This window comes from Fervidicoccaceae archaeon, assembly GCA_038878695.1.
GTDB lineage: Archaea > Thermoproteota > Thermoprotei_A > Sulfolobales > Fervidicoccaceae > JAVZVD01.
Window position 1 is genome coordinate 1 of the sequence record JAVZVD010000001.1, and the last position, 16,371, is coordinate 16,371.

The 16,371-nt window shown below is 60.4% G+C and carries 17 protein-coding genes; 13 read left to right on the forward strand and 4 right to left on the reverse strand.

Going from position 1 to position 16,371, the window contains the following annotated elements; all coding sequences use genetic code 11:
* The coding region (locus QXU97_00005; protein ID MEM4034994.1) for a TCP-1/cpn60 chaperonin family protein at positions 1-793 on the forward strand (793 nt) is incomplete at its 5' end.
* Between the two features lie 7 nt (positions 794-800).
* Here the strand turns inward: QXU97_00005 and QXU97_00010 are convergent.
* The gene (locus QXU97_00010; protein ID MEM4034995.1) at positions 801-1,853 is read right to left on the reverse strand and encodes a DUF1152 domain-containing protein; all 1,053 of its coding nucleotides are present in this window, start codon (positions 1,851-1,853) and stop codon (positions 801-803) included.
* 184 nt (positions 1,854-2,037) lie between these two features.
* On the opposite strand from QXU97_00010, the gene QXU97_00015 reads away from it, so the two are divergent.
* Genes QXU97_00015 through QXU97_00030 form a run of 4 tightly spaced genes read left to right on the forward strand, consistent with a single transcriptional unit; the run spans position 2,038 to position 5,927 of the window.
* The gene (locus QXU97_00015; GenBank protein ID MEM4034996.1) at positions 2,038-3,147 is read left to right on the forward strand and encodes a radical SAM protein; all 1,110 of its coding nucleotides are present in this window, start codon (positions 2,038-2,040) and stop codon (positions 3,145-3,147) included.
* A gap of 4 nt (positions 3,148-3,151) precedes the next feature.
* The gene (locus QXU97_00020) at positions 3,152-4,114 is read left to right on the forward strand and encodes an ROK family protein (GenBank protein MEM4034997.1); all 963 of its coding nucleotides are present in this window, start codon (positions 3,152-3,154) and stop codon (positions 4,112-4,114) included.
* Positions 4,111-5,313 carry a hypothetical protein gene (locus QXU97_00025; protein MEM4034998.1) on the forward strand — a complete coding sequence of 401 codons (1,203 nt, stop codon included), beginning with the start codon at positions 4,111-4,113 and terminating at the stop codon, positions 5,311-5,313. Before QXU97_00020 ends, QXU97_00025 begins: the two co-directional genes overlap by 4 nt.
* A 35-nt stretch (positions 5,314-5,348) precedes the next feature.
* Positions 5,349-5,927: a flavin reductase family protein gene (locus tag QXU97_00030; GenBank protein ID MEM4034999.1), complete on the forward strand. Its 579-nt coding sequence runs from the start codon at positions 5,349-5,351 to the stop codon at positions 5,925-5,927.
* A gap of 30 nt (positions 5,928-5,957) precedes the next feature.
* On the opposite strand, the gene QXU97_00035 is transcribed toward QXU97_00030, so the two are convergent.
* The 3 genes from QXU97_00035 to QXU97_00045 are packed head-to-tail and all read right to left on the reverse strand — an operon-like array spanning position 5,958 to position 9,138.
* Positions 5,958-6,977, reverse strand: coding sequence for a hypothetical protein (locus tag QXU97_00035; GenBank protein ID MEM4035000.1), 1,020 nt, complete (start codon positions 6,975-6,977; stop codon positions 5,958-5,960).
* A 23-nt stretch (positions 6,978-7,000) separates the two neighbouring features.
* Positions 7,001-7,537 carry an AAA family ATPase gene (locus tag QXU97_00040; protein ID MEM4035001.1) on the reverse strand — a complete coding sequence of 179 codons (537 nt, stop codon included), beginning with the start codon at positions 7,535-7,537 and terminating at the stop codon, positions 7,001-7,003.
* Positions 7,534-9,138: an oligosaccharide flippase family protein gene (locus QXU97_00045; GenBank protein MEM4035002.1), complete on the reverse strand. Its 1,605-nt coding sequence runs from the start codon at positions 9,136-9,138 to the stop codon at positions 7,534-7,536. The genes QXU97_00040 and QXU97_00045 overlap by 4 nt, the downstream gene beginning before the upstream one ends.
* A 125-nt stretch (positions 9,139-9,263) precedes the next feature.
* Between QXU97_00045 and QXU97_00050 the strand changes: the two genes are divergently transcribed.
* The 8 genes from QXU97_00050 to QXU97_00085 all read left to right on the forward strand — a co-directional run bounded on the left by QXU97_00050 (position 9,264) and on the right by QXU97_00085 (position 16,369).
* On the forward strand, positions 9,264-9,836 hold the full coding sequence (locus QXU97_00050) for an XTP/dITP diphosphatase (GenBank protein ID MEM4035003.1): 573 nt from the start codon (positions 9,264-9,266) through the stop codon (positions 9,834-9,836).
* Between the two features lie 64 nt (positions 9,837-9,900).
* Complete coding sequence (locus QXU97_00055; GenBank protein ID MEM4035004.1) at positions 9,901-10,359, forward strand: 30S ribosomal protein S15; 459 nt, start codon at positions 9,901-9,903, stop codon at positions 10,357-10,359.
* Positions 10,360-10,369: 10 nt separating this feature from the next.
* On the forward strand, positions 10,370-11,551 hold the full coding sequence (locus tag QXU97_00060; GenBank protein ID MEM4035005.1) for a hypothetical protein: 1,182 nt from the start codon (positions 10,370-10,372) through the stop codon (positions 11,549-11,551).
* A gap of 12 nt (positions 11,552-11,563) precedes the next feature.
* A complete protein-coding gene (locus QXU97_00065) occupies positions 11,564-11,851 on the forward strand; it encodes a KEOPS complex subunit Pcc1 (protein ID MEM4035006.1) in 288 nt (95 codons plus the stop codon).
* A gap of 55 nt (positions 11,852-11,906) precedes the next feature.
* Entirely contained in the window at positions 11,907-12,539 is a 633-nt protein-coding gene (locus tag QXU97_00070) for a 30S ribosomal protein S3ae (GenBank protein MEM4035007.1), read from the forward strand.
* 56 nt (positions 12,540-12,595) lie between these two features.
* The gene (locus QXU97_00075; protein MEM4035008.1) at positions 12,596-13,684 is read left to right on the forward strand and encodes an SPOUT family RNA methylase; all 1,089 of its coding nucleotides are present in this window, start codon (positions 12,596-12,598) and stop codon (positions 13,682-13,684) included.
* Positions 13,681-14,988, forward strand: coding sequence for a sugar phosphate nucleotidyltransferase (locus QXU97_00080; GenBank protein MEM4035009.1), 1,308 nt, complete (start codon positions 13,681-13,683; stop codon positions 14,986-14,988). The genes QXU97_00075 and QXU97_00080 overlap by 4 nt, the downstream gene beginning before the upstream one ends.
* Entirely contained in the window at positions 14,939-16,369 is a 1,431-nt protein-coding gene (locus tag QXU97_00085; protein MEM4035010.1) for a radical SAM protein, read from the forward strand. The genes QXU97_00080 and QXU97_00085 overlap by 50 nt, the downstream gene beginning before the upstream one ends.
* Positions 16,370-16,371: the final 2 nt, after the last annotated feature.

The window sequence follows — 16,371 nt, forward strand, 5'->3', positions numbered from 1 at the left end:
CGTGATATGCCAGAAGGGGATAGACGACGTGGCTCAGCACTTCCTCGCCAAGAGGGGCATACTCGCGGTGAGGAGGGTCAAGAGGAGCGACATGGAGAAGCTCGAGAGGGCGACCGGAGGGAGGATAATCTCGAACATAGATGATCTGCAGCCCTCCGACCTGGGCGAGGCCGAGCTCGTGGAGGAGAGGAAGATCGGCGAGGACAAGATGGTGTTCATCATTGGAGCGAAGAACCTCAAGAGCGTCTCGATACTAGTGAGGGCTGGGCTCGAGAGACTCGTCGATGAGGCGGAGAGGGCCTTCAGAGATGCGCTGAGCTCGGTAGCTGACGCGGTCAGGTACAACAAGATCGTGGCAGGAGGCGGCGCGGTTGAGATCGAGGTGGCCAAGAGGCTCAAGGAGTATGCCGTGACCGTCGGTGGAAAGGAGCAGCTCGCGGTCGAGGCCTTCGCGAGAGCGCTCGAGAGCATCGCCGCCACGCTCGCCGAGAACGCGGGCTTCGACGCCGTCGAAATGATCATGAAGCTCAGGAGCGCCCACGCCAAGCCGGGCGGCGAGTGGATGGGGATCGACGTGTTTACCGGCGAAGTAGTCAACATGTTAGAGAAGAACGTCATCGAGGCCGCGGCCATAAAGAGAAACGCGATAAAGGCCGGCATGGAGGCCGCGACCCTGATACTCAGAATCGACGACGTGATAGCAGCCAGCAAGCTGGAGAAAGAGAAAGGAGAGAAGAAGTTCGACGAGAAGAAGTTCGAAGAAGAGAAGGAAGAGAAGAGCAGCAAGGACTGAGGCTTGGCTAAGCCCCAATTTTCTGCTCTCTTCGCATCTGTTTTTGTCTCCTGATTCTATTCCTCCCGATCCTCCTCAACTCGGCGATCTCCTCACCGGTGGGCCACCTGCCTCGCTCCTCACGGAAGGAGCGCGCGTCCTCCTCCAAGTCGAGCTCCGTGTAGACGCCTAGGGAGTTCAGTCTCCTTCTGGCTTCCTCGATCGTGGTGGTCTCGATTAAGCTTTTTGCGAGGTCGGACAGCTCGTAGACAGCTCGCGCCTCGAGAAAGAACGTGAGAGTTTGGAGGATAGATAGCTCCACGAACCTATTGCCTCTGAGCTTCGCGATGCCCCGCTCTCCGCGGAAGGCCCTCAGCTGCATAGCGCTCGCCTCCGTGCTCGCTACCGAGAGGAGCTTCTCGAGAACCTCGGCGTCGCGAGCTGTCAGACCTCGAGCCCCCAAATAGCCTCCTCTCTCAGCCACTAACGAGACCCTCTCGAGGACTCGCGCGGGCCCTAGCTCGCCGTCGGCTCCGGGCGAGTGAACCGCTATGATGGCCCTGGGGCCTCTCTCGCGTTCGAGTCTAGCTAGAGCTGCGAGGCCGATAGAGTCGGCGAGAGGAGACCATGCGTTCTCTTCACCGCTTTCGGCCAACACGTCGCCCCCCACGTCGACCCCAACGACGCACTCTAGCTCGAGGAGGCGAGAGGCCTCGCGCAGACCCGAGACCATTCCGTCTACTCCTAGGCTCAAGTCGAAGAGGTACGCGCCTTCCCGAAGCGCTCCGGCCACCAGAGAGGCTTGAGGCTCGACGCGTGTCCCGTCCCTCTCGGCCGAGCATCCTCCCTCGCAGATCGCCAGACCTCGGCTCAACGTAGTCGCTCCCCGCAACTGCGACAGAGGTATGGGGCCCGGCAGAGGGTCTCGGGGGAGGCGCTCCCACACCACACTCCCGAAGAAAGTTCTGCTCAGGCCCTCCCTCCGCGCCGCGAGAGCTAGGAGAGCGGCCGACACCGCATCGCCTCCGCCGCCTATGCCGACAAAAAGTGCGCGCTCGCACCACTTCAGCGCTTCGCGCAAGCGTCTTCTCCTCGCATCGCACGGCTCAGTCAGGATAACCGCTCGCTCATCGAGATCGCGCTCCCCGAGACCTCATCACCGCTGCCGCGGATCAGCGCATTCGCGGAGCTATGTATTTGAGTCCTCGAGGCAGTATTAAATTCACTGGACTAGGACGAGAGCCGCCGCTCGAGGTGCAGCCCGTGTGTGGTTCTCGCTGAGGCCTGACGCCTTAGTGGTGTGGCGCGATAACAGGGTCAGGAGGGCTCTGGCCTGGTACTACGACGTCATGAGCGACGCGAAGCCCGCCAAGTTCTTGATAGCCAAGTACGTCGAGGCTCCGCGCGACTTCGCCGAGATGAGCTTCGATGAGCTCTGGAAACTGCACGAGAGGCTGAGCGCCGAGTTCAATAAACTTTGGAGGAGAATACGGGACTCGGAGTCCCTAGAAGGACTCGAGCGCCCCGAGACCAGTTTCCTCGACGTCAAGGCGACGCTGGCTCGAGCCATGCTTCGGAGCTGCAGGTTCTGCGAGAATCTCTGCGGCGTCGATAGGTCGATCGGGCGGCGCGGGGTCTGCGGCATGGGCCGGGAAGCCGTGGTCGCGAGCTACTTCCACCACGTCGGCGAGGAGGCTCCGCTAGTGCCGAGCGGGACGATATTCTACGGCGGTTGCACCTTCAAGTGCGTCTTCTGCCAGAACTACGACATATCTCAGGAGCGCCCCTACTACGGCGAGCAGGCGAACCCGAGCCTCCTAGCCTCAATACAGCGCGAGCTCAGGCTCTCGGGCGCTAGGAATATCAATCACGTGGGCGGAGAGCCCACGCCAAACCTACACGTCATATTGGCCAGCCTCACGATTCTCGAGACGAACGTCCCGCAGATTTGGAACAGCAACTACTACATGAGCCTGGAGAGCGTGGCTCTTCTGGGGGAGGTGATAGATTTGTGGCTCCCCGACTTCAAGTATTGGAGCGACGAGTGCGCTGCTAGACTTAGCGGGGTCGAGAGATATCGCGAGGTGGTCACCAGGAACCTGCTCATGACGGTGGAGCGCGGCGACATGATAATAAGACACCTCGTCATGCCCAACCACGTCGAGTGTTGCACCATCCCAATACTTGAATGGGTGGCGAAGAATCTCCCGAGAGATAAAGTAATCGTCAACGTGATGGATCAGTATAGGCCAGAGCACCTCGTATTGCGGTACCCGGAAAAGTACAGAGAAATAGCTAGGAGACCCTCGAAAGAGGAGCTGCGGCGAGCTCACGAAGCGGCCAAAGCCCTCGGGCTTCTCTGCGACGTGGTGTGAGGTCTTGCGCGGCCTCTACGTTGGATTGGATATAGGGGCTAGCAAGATCAGAGCCTGCTCTTCGAGGGATCCGCCAAGGATAGATAGGAAGCGCGTGATCCCCTTCCCGCGCGGGGGACCCGAGAGCGTCGAGAGAGCGCTGATCGAGCTTGTCCTAGACGTCTCGGCGGGAGAGAGCATCCTCGGCATCGGCGTAGGCTCCATAGGCCCCGTGGATCCGCGGCACGGCAGAGTGGAAGGGGCCCCCAATGCTCCCCTCAAGTCCTTCCGAGTGAAGGAACCGCTCGAGATAACTCTGGGAACCGAGGTCTTGGTGGTCAACGACTGTCTAGCGGCGGCCTGGGGCGAGAAGATCTTCGGAGCTGGCAGAGATCTGAGCGACTTCGGTTACATCACTATCAGCAGTGGCATCGGTGGAGGCTTCGTGGTCGACGGAGAGCTGATCGTCGGGCAACGCGGGCGGTCGCACGAAGTGGGTCACATCGTCATCGACTACTCCAGCGAGGTGTCGTGCGGCTGCGGAGGCTACGGGCACTGGGAGGCTCTAGCTGGGGGGGCCAATCTGCCTCGTTCGCTTCCTGCGCTCGCGCGCAAACTGAGCCCAGAGGTCCTCAAGACGTCGCCTTTGTGGAGATCCTCGAGATCGAGCGAGGTGAGCTATGAAGAGCTCTTCGCACTCGCGTCGAGAGGGGATAGAGTGGCCCTTTTACTTCTCGAGGAGCTCTCGCGAATACACGCAGCCGGCCTGGCGTCTTGTTCCTCGACATATGATCCTTCCGTGATCTTTCTCGGGGGCTCCGTGTTCCTAGAGAACGAAGAGTATTTCCTCGGCAAGCTCCGAGAGCTCTTACCGCTCTTCTCAATGGGTCGCGAGACACCGGAGCTTCGTCGATCTACGTTTGGCCACGACGCCGTGCTCGTTGGCGCGCTATCGCTGCTAATCGAGAGGCCGAGGGCTCTAAGGTGAGGCTCATCCGCCGCGACGCGCTGGGCTCGGCAGCCCTCGCCGCAGCGGTCCTATGCGCGTCCTACGTCCTGCACTCCCCCAGAGCTCTCGCGCATTATAGCGATGTCGTCTCCCTCTACTACACGATATACTCGTCGCCCGAGAGATGGTTCGAGGGGCGACAGCTCAACCCGGGTGTCCCTTATTTCGATTACCACTTCGAGTACCCTCCCCTGGTGGGGCTCAGCTGGTGGCTGTCCACGCTCGCCGCCGAAGCGTGGGGGGGCGAGGACCTCTGGAGCAAAGTCGGCGTGCACTTCGACATCAACGCCGCCTTGAGTTCTCTCTTTTATGCTCTCTACGTAATAGCAGCGTTAAGCTTCTACCGCTTGATCGCTGCAGATCCGTTAGCGCTGGGGCTCGCTCTGGCCTCACCGTCGATGATTTATTACTTGTTCTATAATTGGGACATTCAAGCGACCGCTCTCGCTACGTGGAGCGCGTTGCTATTACTCCGAGGGTCGGAGCTGAGGAGCTCGCTCTCATTGAGCTTCTCGGCTTTGGCCAAGCTCCTCCCGCTCACCGCGCTCCCGGGCCTACTGGTCGACGCCTATAGAAGAGGGGGCGCTCGCGCCGCCGCTAGAGCTTTGCACATTCTGAGTCCCCTCGCTCTCGTGGGGCTCGTCGCCCTTATCTTATGCCCACGCGGCCTAGAGACTTTTCTCGAGCACCACGCGCACTGGTACTGCGAGAACTGCTTCTACGTGTTGGCGATAGGCGATTTATGGGACCCCATGTGGAGAAGGGCCTCCGTGATCCTCTCGATCGGAGTGGCCGGCGCTCTCGGAGTATATCTAGCGTCGTCGTTGGATGAACGCGACGCTCGAACTCCCATCAGCTTGTACTTTCTGCCCGTCGCCGCGTTCATCAGTCTATCCTACGTGTACTCGCCCCAGATGAACATTCTCTTCTCGCCTCTCTTCCTCGTCCTGCCGAGGCCTCTGCTATACGTTGCATTGGCACAAGACGCGCTCAACGCGTCGATCATGCTGCTGTGGCCTTATAACGATAGCTTCTGCGAGAGGTGGGGCGTCGGGTGCGATGGGCCCTGGACTAGGGAGAGCCCTATCCAGTGGGTAGCCTTCGCGAGAATCGCGCTGCTCTGGGTCGTCGTGGCTCTGGCGTCAAGAGCGCTCCACCGATCCGCGCGCAACGCTTAATTCGGATCCCTCAAAGCTTAGGTGGGCGGCATCTCTTGAGCTCGAGCGAGGGATTCCGCGCGCTGACCGAGGGAGAGAAATTCTACTACGTGCTACACCCCATGCCCACTGTGGTTATCGTGACGATCTGCGCCAGCGGTAAGGTCAACGCGATGCCGGCCTCTTGGGTCACTCCCGTGGCCGAGGAGCCCCCCAGCATCGGCGTGGCCGTAGACAAAAATTCTTTCACCCGCGAGTGCCTCGACGAGGCTGGAGAGGCCACAGTTAATGTCCCGAGCTTCGAGCAAGCCGAGCTGGTCTACAGTCTCGGGACCGTCTCGGGACGCGATGTCGATAAACCCGCGAGGTTCGGCTTGAGGTTGGCGCGAGGCGAGGCCGTGAGGGCTCCAAGGTGGCTCGACGCTCTCGCCTCGCTCGAGTGCCGAGTCGAGTCGAAGCTCGACGCGGGAGACACGATCTTTTACTTGTTAAGAGTGGAGCGCGTTTGGGTGAGATCGGACCTCTTCGAGAGATACGGCTGGAACATGAGCAAGACGAGCACGTTGCTTCACGGCTCTGGCAGGACCTTCTTCTCGGTGGGCAAGATGCGCAGAGTTCAGGGCCTCAGGGCCTAGGTCGTCCTCGCTGGACCAAAACACAGCGCGCTAGTACCACCACGTGTCCGTGAAGTTGTGCTCCGGCACCAAAAGAGCCGGATCCGAGGCAGCGGCGCAAATCTCGGCCAAGGGGCAGACTTCCCATTCGCAGCGAGGCTCGCGGAGCTCCGGCTTCTCGTCACGCCTAGGCCTACAGATGGGGGCTTCGCGCGTGCAACAAGTCCTTCCGAACTTCCACAGGAAGTCGTCGAGCACGAAGGGGTCGGCTCCACAGGCCCCCGCTAGTTTCTTGTATGCTACTCTAGAGGCCATTCTAAGGAGGACGTCCTCGTGTGCCTCGAACTCGCCTGCACGCGAGATCTTCTCCATAGTGGCCTGGTCCAGTCGGATCAGTCCAACTCGCAGAGCGATCCTGGAGAGGTGATTGTCGACAGGAACTTCCTTGTTGTGAGAGTCCTTGAAAGGTGATAGCCTCCGATCGAGGAACTTAGCTAGGAGGAATGCCTTCTTCTCGACAGGATCCTGATATGCGACGAAGACCTTGAGCCTATCGATGAGCCCTTCCCCCACTCCGCGCCTCAAGTAACCACCAGAGGCTCTCAGCAAGAGCAACGAGTCGCCCTCGTAGAGGGCCTCGAGCTTCGCTCCTAGATCCCTAAGCAGCGCGACTCTCCTCTCGAGGTCGCGCGGCAGCCTGACCTCTCCCCCCGCTCTGGCCCCCAGCCAGTCGGCCGCCTCGCTCACAGTGATCTTGGCCAGCCTCTCGGCCGCGAAGAAGTCCGGGTCCTCGTTGAGCTTCCGCGCTCCCAACCTGTAGAGAAGGTCCGCTCCCCGATATAGCTCGCCCTCTACATAACCCTCGTAGCGCGCGGTCCAGGTCCCGAGCCTGTGGTCTATCGCCACCATAGCGAGGAAATACGAGACAATGAGACTGGCCGGCGCTCTCGGTGAGGGATAGTAACGCGTGTCATCGAATTGGTCTATTGGGAGCTTCCGTAAGATCCCCTCTAACATCGTAGCCGCTTCCCAGATCTTGCCATGGTCTATCCAAATGCGCATCGAATGCATCGAGCCCTCGTCTTAGAGGCGCCTCAACGTTCTCCGCCACCTAGCGGATATGAAAATTTTTCCTCGAGGAGCTCCGATATCAGTTCCACGATCTGCTCGAGAGCTTCGGGGCGCTCGCTGTCCACCTCCACGACTCTCTCCCCGAGACACTCCAAGGCCTCCGAAGCTACGACGCCAGCGCGCTCGGCCTCTACGTTTTCTTCTATCTTAATGCGCGGCCAGCCACGCTCTCTCAGCCTAACCTCGAGGACTTCGGGTCTCGCTCTCAGGACCAATACGAGGTCTACCAAGGCGCCACGAAGGAGACAGGGTTGAGACGTATCGATGACCAGCAGCTCGCAGCCCCTCCGCTTAGCGAGCTCGATCTCTCGCAGCAGCTCGATTCTCAGCTTAGGCTCGTCAATCGTGCTGGTCTCGCGCTCGAAGTCGTAGTCCACGACGAGCTCTCTCTCCAGCGCGAGCCTCGCCACGTTCACGACGCACGCACCGAGCCTCTCCTCGAGCCTTCTCGATACGAGGGTCTTGCCGGTGCCCGGGGTCCCCGTGACCACCACAATCATCTGCTCCCGCTCCTCTCGAGCCTGGCGATCAAGGAAACGACCTTATCCTCGTAGTCTAGCGCCCGCTCGAGCAGAGGGCCGAGAGGGCCGAGCGAGGGCGACAGAGCTCTGAGCAGCGCGATGTCGCTCGAGCGAAGAGCTCCGGTGAGTGGGAGGAAGAGTGCGAGGGCCCCGAAGTACACGAGAGCCGTGGCGGAGAGCCTCAGGAAGCCCGGCTCCGCGAACGCGTAGACCAAAGCGGCGGCGAGGAGAGAGGCCGCGGTAGACGCAGCTACGCGAGAGGCCGCCTCTACGTTAACGCGAGCACCGAATCTAGCTCGAGCGCGGCTGAGGCCGTAGAGCAGAGAGGCCACGTTGGCAATCAAGATCGTCGCCACCAATCCGATGGCTCCTGAACTCCGCGTTAGGAGAGGCGCCAGGGGGACGGCGATGAACGCGTAGGATAGCGAGCTCCCGAGGAGAGAGCGCGCGTCGCCGAGGCCGCTGAGGAAGCTCCCGAGCACGGCCTGGCCGAACAGCGAGTAGACGTAGAGAAGCGCGTAGAGAGAAAGGATCATTGAGGCCTCCGCGTACTGAGGTCCATAGACCAAGGTTACGAGGTCGCGCGATGTTAAAGCTACGAGAGCTGCCAGCGTAGTTACAACCATCGAGGAGTACCTGACCGCGTTGCTGAAGACCCTCGAGGCCGCGTTCGAGTTCCCGCGGGAGTGGAGCGCAGCGAACTCCGGGAAGAGAGCTCCAGCTATGGGGCCTGAGGCCAGGGAGATCAAAGAGCCGAAGTTCACGGCGGCTCTGTAGCTCCCGACCTCGCGCTCGCTCGCCGCGTGGGCCAGCACTACTCCGAGGTACATGTCGACCAGGCTCCCTCCTAACGAGGAAAGATAGAGCGGGAAGCCGTAGCTCTTAACGACGCGTAAGATCTCGTCGACTTGGGAAGGTGCGCGGCGCTCCGAGCTAAGCCTCGCGAGTTTCCGACGCAGAGCCAGGAGGCCAGCCGACGAGGAGATCGCGAAGCTAGCCAAGTGACCTACTATCGCCCCTCCAACTCCAAGCCCGACCAGGATCAGCGCCGGCGAGAGGACGGCCTTAGAGGAGGCCTGATAGAGTTGCAGCTTCGCGTTGAGATCCGTCATCCTCAAACCTATCGCCACGGATGCCAAGGTCCCGTGGAGCCCGATGAAGAATATGGTGAGAGACGCCACTCGCACTAGAGGCGCTAGCTCCGGTCTCCCTGAGATGATCGAGGCTAGCTCTCCGGGGATGAGGGCGCAGAACAGCGTCGCGGGCAATAGACTCGCGAGCTTCAGAGCGAGGCCGGCGAGCAGCCTCTCCGACACCTCCTCCGCTCTGCCCTCGGCTAGGAGCCTCGAAGAGCGCCAAGTCAGCGCTGGCGTCACGCCGAAGTCCGTGAAGAGCGCTAGGAGCGAGGCCGGCAGCAGCGCGAGCGCGTATACTCCGTAGAGCTCCGGTCCAAGGAGCCTGGCCACGATGATCGCCGCGAGAGCGTTGATTGCGGTCGCGAGCGCGTTGCCGCCGAGCAGGAGCGTGGTTCCTCTGGCCGCGCGGATCGCTATTTCCTCCAGGTCCTCCCTCGAGCTCAAGCCCTTCTCGCCCGCCGCGAGCCTCTGCGCACTCTGTGCCCCGCTCGAGCGCTCGAGGCCCCTCTTCTACCGAAGGGCCGCATTAAAGGCTCGCTGACGATAGCAGCACGTGGTGGTGTTAACCGGTGTCTTCCACGAGGCTGGCGTTCGTGACGTCTAATCCTCACAAAGTCGCCGAGGCCCGCTTAGTGCTCTCGAGCTATGGGATAGAGATAGTTCAGGTCCCGGCAGAGAAAATAGAACTACAGTCGCGAGACATTGCGCGAATCTCGCTCCTAGCTGCTAAGCTCGCCTACGCCCGCGTCAGAAAGCCCCTCATAGTTGAGGACTCGGGGCTCTTCATTGATAGCCTGCGCGGCTTTCCGGGTCCCTTCAGCAGCTACGCCTACGAGACCATAGGAGTCGAGGGGGTGCTCAAGCTCATGAAGGGGGTGGCCGATAGGAGGGCCAACTTCGTCTCCGCCGTCGCGCTTCTCAGCCCTCCGATCGAGAAGGTGTTCATCGGAACAGTGCGCGGCACTATAGCGAGCGAGGCTAGAGGCTCGTCGGGCTTCGGCTTCGACCCAATCTTCGTGCCCGAGGGGGATACGCGGACCTTCGCCGAGATGAGCATAGAGGAGAAGTGCGCCGTGAGCCACAGGGCTGCGGCGCTTCGGCTAATGGCTGAGTGGCTGAAGAAGAGGACAAGCCAAAGTTAAAAAATCGCCTACCCCGAGTTCACCCCAGCGAAGCGCTGTGACGTGAGAGAGAGCGTGGGCCTCGTTGAATAAGAGGAGAGAGAAAGGGCGCTCGCAGAGCACCAGGCCTGCTAGGCTAGGCGTCCCTAAGTGGATAAGGTACGAGCCCGGAGAGCTGGAAGAGCTCGTAGCGGAGCTGGCAAGGAGAGGCTACGGCCCCTCTATGATAGGGATAATACTCCGCGATCAATATGGGGTGCCGCTGGTCAAGCCAATCACGGGTAAGACCGTGACCCAAATTCTAGAAGAGAGGGGGCTCGCGCCGCCTATCCCCGAAGACCTCTTAAACCTCATGAAGAGGGCCGTCAACTTGAGGAGGCACCTCGATGAGCATCCAAAGGATCTACACTCTAAAAGAGGACTGATAGAGATAGAATCGAAAATTAGAAGGCTCGTCAAGTATTACAAGCGCGTGGGAAAGCTGCCAACCGATTGGTCGTACGATCCCGATAGAGCGAAAATCTTGGTGCAGTCTTTATCGTGAGGCGCCCTTCTTGAGAGCGAGACTTGACGATCCTCTCTCCCTAGTGAGAGCCGAAGTCTCTAGCTTAGCTCGAGCCCTCTCTGAGGCTCTGAGCGAGTCTAAGTCCCTCGTGATATCTGCTCTCCCAACTCGTAGGTGCGCCACCTCTTCTCTCATCATGGCCGGCGCTCTGCAAGCGAAGCTGGAGCTCATCGCCGTCTCCTTCGACTTCTCGGTCGAAACTGGCGGCAATGCTCCAACGCTACGCCTCGAGGATTCGAGCAGCGGCAGCTCTGCCAGACTCTTGAGCTCGGGCTCGACTCCTCAAGCCGCGGCTAGCTCCGCTCTTCCTCTACCTTTCGTAGCTCTCGCTTTGTTAGAGGAGCTCGGCGTCATCGGCGATGTCGAGAAGTTCACCGCGGCGAGCTCGCTTCAGGATCACTCCGATTACATTGAGGTGGGCAAGCCTCTCAGGGACGCGCTCAAGGCTATGAGAGGCGTCTCGGTGAGAGAGAAGTTCCTGCCTTTTTACCAGGCAGACTCTCTCGCGGCCGTCGAGTCGGTGCGCAGGACCATCAGGCCATTCTTCCGCGGGTTCAGCTGCGAAGAGCCCGGGAAATTGGCGGAGAAGCTCAGAAGGCTCGGGCTCGATCCCTCGAAGCCGCCAATAGACCAGAGCCAGGATTCTCTGAAGGCCCTTCTCCAGGAGGTCGGCGCAGCTCTGCGCGTCGGCAAGAGCGCTAGCCTCGGATCGCTCTTCGCCACGGTCAGCTTCGGCGATCGTGAGCTCGACCTCAGGGAGTTGGCTACGGCTCTCGATGTGCTAATCGAGGTGGACCCTGGGGTTCTACTCTATTCCGTGGCCTCCAGCGACGTGGAGTTCCTCCGCTCCAACTACCTAGAAGCCTTCGAGGAGCTCTGCGAGCTGAGCGGGAGGATCTCCTCATCGAGCGAGCTCGAGAGGATCTCCATTGGGAAGATCCGCTTCAGAGTCTTCGAGTGCAGCGAGCCTCTGCTTCCCTACTCGATGTTATCCGAAGTTCTCAGGCGATTAGGGGTCGCGAGCGAGGACGAGCTCGTCGCGTGCAAGCAGGGCTCGGCGCTGTACACGTCGAAGGCGGAGCTCGCGAGAACCGAGCCGGAGGCTTTGAGAGGATTGAGGTTGAGCGAGCTGGCCTCTAGCCCGATGCTCGTCGAGGTCGGGGCTCGTTGAGGTCGAAATCTTATGGTGGCGAGCTCGACCAGAATCGTTGTGAGAATCTCCGTTGGAGACGAGAGACTCGCGCGCAGTTTACACCTATCGCTTCTCCCGGACACGACTGAGGCCCCTCTCCTCCGTATGCGTCAGAGCGTTGAGGGGGTCTCCGTCGTCTTCGCGGTTGAGTGCCCGAGGCGTGCTCTGCTCAGCGCTAGGTCCGCGGTGGACGATTTCCTCGAGAAGCTCGGCGCAGCTCTCGAGGCGCTCGGCGCTTCTGGCGCGAGTCACCGCGGCGAGGATAGAAATTCTCTTTAATCCGACCCGAGCGAGATGCGATATCGCTTGAGGGAGCGATCGAGGAGACTCCGCGATGTCGCAGAGAGCGACTGCGCGAGAGAAGAAGAGAGCGAAGAAATGGTACGTGGTTACGGCTCCTCCCGCCTTCGGTGGAGTGGTCATTGGCACCACGCCATCCGACGACCCGCAGAAATTGTTGGGGCGCGTCATCGAGGTCTCGCTCTATGACATAACAGGAGATTATACGCGGATACACGTCAAGCTCAAGTTCCAGGTGATAAGCGTCGAGGGCGACGAGGCGCGCACGATGTTTAAGAGCCACGAGCTGGCGAGAGATTACATAAAAGTCCTCACGAGGCGTAAGAGCAGCAAAATCCAGGGCATACTCGATGTGAGGACTAAGGAGGGCTACGCGCTTCGCGTCACAGCTCTGGCCTTCACCTCCTTCAGATGCAAGACGAGCCAGAAGAGGGCCATCCGAGCCATAATGAGACAGCTGATTGAGCGCAGAGCGAGCGAGCAAACGCTCGATGAATTCGTGCAGTCTATGCTCTTCGATAAACTGGCAACGGAGATCTTCGAACAAGCCAAGAAGATTTATCCGCTGAGGAGAGTCGAAATCTATAAGTCCAAGCTCTTAGAGGTCCCCACCCCTGAGGGACCGCGGAAAGCCGTCGTGACGCCCTACTCGACCGCGATCAAGTGAGCGACATATTATTAATGCGTGGTCGGCGCCCGCGTTTCCTTGGGAAGATCCTCGGCTTGCCGTATGACCTCTGCAGGTTCAAGGTGCTCGCCACGACTCCGGTGGGCATGGAGAGCGTCGCAGCTAGCTTCATTGAGGAGTCGATAGAAGGCGTCGAGGTCTTAGAGTCGCCGCGCGGTTTCCGCGGACTGCTTCTCGTGCACCGAGCCACGGGGAGCGCCGAGGACTTGGCCGGCGAGGTGCTCAGGGCCACGAGCCACGTCGAGAAAGCCTTTCCCATCCACGAATGCGTAGAAGCCTCGCCGGAGAGAATAGCCGAGGCGGCGGCTCGCCAGGCCGAGCTCCGCCTGAAGAGAGACGAGAAGTTCGCGGTTAGAACCGTGAGGCGAGGCTCTCACCCCTTCACGAGCCTGGACGTCAACGTGAGAGTCGGGGCCGAGGTGCAACGCAGGACGGGCGCCAGCGTGGACTTGGAGAGCCCGGACAAGGTCGTGCTAATCAACGTGCTGAGCGACGTGGCTCTCGTAAGCGTGGTCGACTCGTCGCAGCTTCGCGGGAAGATGCTCAAAGCCAAGCCCCCCTTCTATAAATTCTTCAGAAGACTCATCATAGCCCAAGAGCCCTACCTTGGAGACGAGAGATCCTCATACGTCATGGGCACCAGAGTGGGGCGTGGGCTCCAGAATTACGAGGTGGGCGATTACTACGTGGCGCTAATCAAGCCTGTGCCCGCCGCCCCGCTCGCCTACTTCATCAAGGGCGTGATGGACGGCATAAAGTCGAGGTACGAGGTCCAGGTCAAGAGCTACGGGCGCGACGTGCACATGACCAGGATCCACGTCTACGAGATGCACGAGCTAGTCAGGATGTTGCGCAATCACCCGATCATTGTGCTGGAGCCCGAGGGCAGATTCGTGTCGGAGGTGGCGGGAGAGCTCCGGAATTTGTTGTCGCGGAGGTCAAGGCCCGTGCTGCTCTTGGGCTCTAGAGAGGGGGTCCCCGGCGGCATCTACAGATTCGCCTCGCTCGTCATAGATGTCGCCCCGGGCATTACCCTGTCCACGGAGTACGCTCTGCCGACAGCCCTCGGCTTGCTCGAGCTCGTGTTGAGCCCGGAGTCGTTGGAGGTCGACGACGTGACTTGAGAACGCGGGCCGTGATACTGGCCGCCGGACGCGGAGAGAGGCTGTGGCCTCTCACTTCCACGAGACCTAAGCCTCTGCTCCCGGTCCTCGGTAGGCCGCTGTTACAACACCATATCGAGGCCCTGAAGAGCGCGGGCATCGCCGAGGTAGACCTCGTAGTGGGAGCGGGCGCGGAGAGCGTGTTGAAGACCGCGCAGGAGCTCGGCGCTATCGCCAGGCCTGTGTATCAACCAGTGCAATTGGGAACAGGCGATGCCGTCAGGCTCGCGCTAGGAGAGCGGAGCGGCGAGGTCGTGGTCGTATACTCCGATGTTTACGTCAAGCCGAGCGTTTACTCCTCCATCATCGAGAAGATCTCCTCGTCTAGCGCTCAGCTCGTAGTCGCGGCCAGAGTCGAGGACGTCAGCCTCTACGGAGAGGTGAGCGTTGACTCGGCTGGGAGGCTCGTCAAGATCTCCGAGAAGCCCCCCGAGAGGCGAGGGGGCCTCGTCTTCGCTGGCTTACTCTACGCGGAAGCGGACGAGCTGAGAAAAGCCTTGAAGGGGCTTGGGGCCTCGCCGCGAGGTGAGGTAGAGCTAACCGACGCGATCAATGCATTGGCCGCGAAGACGGACGTCGAGGTGATGGAAATACCGGTCGGCGCGTGGAGAGACGTGGGTACTCCCTGGGATTACCTAGAGGTCAACAGAGAAGCTCTGCTCCACGAGTGCGAGAGGCGCGGCGAGGAACCAGAAGATTGCGTAATTATAGAGGGGGAGGCGCGCATCGAAGAGCCCAGCGCGTTGGAGCCTCCCATCTACGTAGGACGGGGGGCCTCGATAGGCCCCTTCTCGCACTTGAGAGGTCCAACGGTGATATGCTCCGGGGCCAAGGTGGGTTTCGCGTCACAGATCAAGGCCTCCGTCATGTTGGAGGGGGCTCGAGCTCCTCATCTAAACTACGTTGGCGACAGCGTTGTAGGAGAAAGAGCAAATTTGGGAGCCGGCACGATAACGGCTAACCTCAGGCACGACGAGGCGCCGGTGCGCTCGGTTCTCCGCGGTAGACTCGTCTCGACGGGATTGAAGAAGCTAGGAGCGGTGATAGGAGGCGGCGCTAAAACGGGAGTCAACGTATCGATAATGCCCGGGGTCAAGATCGGGGCCGGCGCGTGGATAGGAGCGGGCTGCATCGTCGATAGAGATGTCCCGGACCGCGTCGTGATGAAGTGCTACCAGAGGCGCGACATCGCGCCGAGGGAGGTGAGCAAACAGAGTGAGACGCAGAGAGCTCAATGTAGTCCGCAAGAAGAAGTTCGACGTTAGGGTCTGCATTTTATATCCATCGACGTATAGGGCCTCTCTATCGAGCCTCGGCCTCCAAGTGCTCTATTACGCGTTGAACGAGTTGGACCGCGTCTACGCCGAGAGGGCGGTCAATGAGGGGGAAGTAGTCAGGAGCATCGAGACCGGGACCGAGCTCGGGAAGTTCGACGCGATCCTCGTGACGGCGACGTACGAGCTGGACTATCCGAAGATCTATGGGATCTTCGCGCGATCGGGGATACATCCGAGGAGGGAGATGAGGAGACAGAGCGATCCGCTCATAATTATCGGGGGCCCCTCGCCGACGGCCGACCCTCGACCACTCTATCACGTGGCTGACGTCGTCTTCCGGGGAGAAGGCGAGAGGCTCGTCGAAGTGCTCGTCGATGCTTTGCTCTCGTCGAGAGACAAGCGCGAGAGGCTCGAGGCATTATCGGTTGCTCGAGGCGCCTGGGTGCCCGAGTTGAAGGAAGAGGCCGAAATCGAGGTGGTCGAGGATCTCGGCGAGGCCTTTCACCCCATCGAGCAGATTCAGTGCCTAGACGAAGAGCCCATTTGGGGCAGAGCCTTCATGTTAGAGCCTTCGCGAGGCTGTCACCGATCGTGCTGGTTCTGCCTCGAGGGCTCTATAACGAAGCCCAGAAGAGAGAGACCCTTCGAGAAGCTCCTTGAGCTAATCGAGGTGGGTCCAAGGGTCAACAGAGTAGGTAAGGTGGCGATCTACGCGCTGAGTCTCTTCGCTTCCCACCGAGGCGAGGAACTGCTCGAATACGTGGTCGAGCAAGGGCTCCAAGCCAGCGTGCCGAGCTGCTCCGTCGACACGCTCAACGAGAGGAGGCTCGAGCTGATCAAGGCAGCAGGCCAGAGGCTCGTGACTATAGCACCCGAGACCCCAGTGCCGGAGCTACAGAGAGCGATAGGGAAGGTCACCCCCGAGGACTCTCTGATTAGCGTCGCGAGGACTGCGAGCTCCTTGGGTCTAAATATCAAGCTCTACTATATGTTCGGACTACCCGGCGAAGAGGAGAGGGATCTGCTCGAGATCGTGAAACAGGTGAGGGAAGTGTACGAGATATTTGGGAGAGACCCCAAGAGGGTCAGGGTGTCTCTCAATCCCTTCGTGCCGAAGCCCGCGACCGCTCTTCGTCGCGCTCAGATGGATTCTCCCTCGAGCCTGAAGAGGAAGGCGCGCTTCTTGATGAACTCCCTCAGGACGCTCGCTAGAGTGGAGGTCTACGGCATAGAGCACGCGCACATACAACATAGAATAAACTCCATGGGGAGGGGGGCGATCTTCCTCATGGAGAGGCTCGCCGGCGTGGAGCTCAAGGAAAGCGAGGAGCTGAGGGTCTTTGAAGAGCTGGGAGGGAGGCCTGACTGAGA